The sequence below is a fragment of the Secundilactobacillus kimchicus JCM 15530 genome, assembly GCF_001433995.1.
GTDB lineage: Bacteria > Bacillota > Bacilli > Lactobacillales > Lactobacillaceae > Secundilactobacillus > Secundilactobacillus kimchicus.
The window spans coordinates 1-1,816 of sequence record NZ_AZCX01000025.1; the positions used below are offsets into that span (position 1 = coordinate 1).

2 protein-coding genes are annotated in these 1,816 nt (G+C 48.5%); both read right to left on the reverse strand.

The annotated features are described in order from the left end of the window. A partial coding sequence (locus FC96_RS12490) for a hypothetical protein (RefSeq protein WP_202813029.1) occupies nucleotides 1-661 on the reverse strand: 661 nt, incomplete at its 3' end. Next, a partial coding sequence (locus FC96_RS13030) for a hypothetical protein (protein WP_202813030.1) occupies nucleotides 609-1,816 on the reverse strand: 1,208 nt, incomplete at its 5' end. The genes FC96_RS13030 and FC96_RS12490, both read right to left, overlap by 53 nt.

The window sequence follows — 1,816 nt, forward strand, 5'->3', positions numbered from 1 at the left end:
GCAACAAGTGCAGCAAGATGAACAATGGCATTAACAGCCAGTACAGTGGACCGCCGAGAAGCGTCCCAAGAAGTGCCAACAATGGGTACAGGAAGATCCCCTTCAACAACTTACCCAAGAAGTGCAACAGACCGAACAATGGCAAGCCGAGTAAGAACAAGGCTGCGGTGAACAGTAAGTGCTTAAGCAAGTTGTTCAATAACCAGTTACCCAAGAAGGCCAATGGCAAGGCAAGCAGGAATGGTAATGCTGCAAGTAATGCGGCGGGCAACAACCCGAGCAAATCAGCGAGTGCCTTAAGGATCAAGAATTCACCGATCAAGAATGGTAATGCCAACAAGAATGGCAAACCACCAAATAACAAGCCAATTGGTAAGAGTAGCAACCACTTAATAGAGTCGGTAATCGCCTTCCGAAGAAGGTGCCCGAGAATCAAGAGTGGCATTGCCAACCAGTACAACGGTCCGAAGAGTAACGTCCCTAGCAATGCAAGCAATGGATAGAGGAAGAGACCCTTCAAGAACTTACTCAAGGCGTGTAGCAATCCGTACAGTGGCAATGCCAATAAGGCAACGGCCAACGTGAACAAGATGTTTGCTAACAACTTCTTAAGCAAGAAGTTTCCAAGGAATGCCAACGGCAAACCAAGTAAGAATGGCATAGCGGTCAAAAGACCGGCCAAACCAAGTGCTAAAGCATCCGCAATTGCCTTGGCCCAACAAGAAGCCGGCGATAAGCAATGGCAAGCTCAGCAAGAATGGCAATCCACCGAAGATCAGGCCGAGTGGGAACAACAATGCCCCAATCAACAAGTCTTTAATCAACTTCCGTAACAGGTGTAGCAGGATCCAGAGTGGCATTAACAGCCAGTAAAGTGGACCGCCGAGAAGAGTACCAAGAAGTGCCAACAATGGGTACAGGAAGATGCCCTTCAACAACTTACTCAAGAAGTGTAATAGGCCAAACAATGGTAAGCCAAGTAAGAACAAGGCTGCCGTGAATAACAGATGACCTAAGCCGTTTCCGAGAAGTGCGCCTAACAGGTTACCAAGTAAGAATGGTAAGGCTGCAAGCAGTAATGGTAACCAGAGTGGCAATGTCAGCAAGGCTGGCAAGAACCACAGTGGGAGTGTCAATAATAAGAGTGGCAAACCAAGTGCTAGGGCGCCAAGAATAACTGGCGCGAACAAAGCACCAAGTAATGCGCCGGCCAAGAACTTAAGGAAGTCCCAAAGGGCTTTCGCAAGTGCGCCAAACAATTTACCTAACAACAGTGGCAGTGCTGCAAGTAACAGTGGCAACCAGAGTGGTAATGTCAGCAAGGCTGGCAGGATCCACAATGGCAAGGTCAGCAACAACAGTGGTAAGCCAAGTGCCAAGGCACCGAAAACAAGCGGAGCAAACAGCCAGCCTAAGATAGCGCCAAGACCTAGCTTCAACAGATCCCAGAGACCCTTAGCAAGAGCAGCGAGGATTGCACCAATTAAGAATGGTAACAAGCCAAGCAGAATTGGCAACCAGAAAGGTACCGTCAAGATTGCAGGCAAGATCCAAAGTGGCAAGGTCAAAAGCAACAGTGGTAAGCCAAGTGCCAAAGCACCAAGAACCACGAGTGGCAACAACCAGCCGAAGATCAACCCGGCAATAAACTTGATAAGATCCCAAATGCCCTTAAGAATCATCCCAAGACCAGTACCAAGGATAAATGGTAAGGCCAAGAGTGCGATTGGTAACCAGAGTGGCAATGTCAGCAATGCTGGCAAGATCCACAGTGGCAAGGTCAACAACAACAGTGGTAAGCCAAGTGCCAATGCTG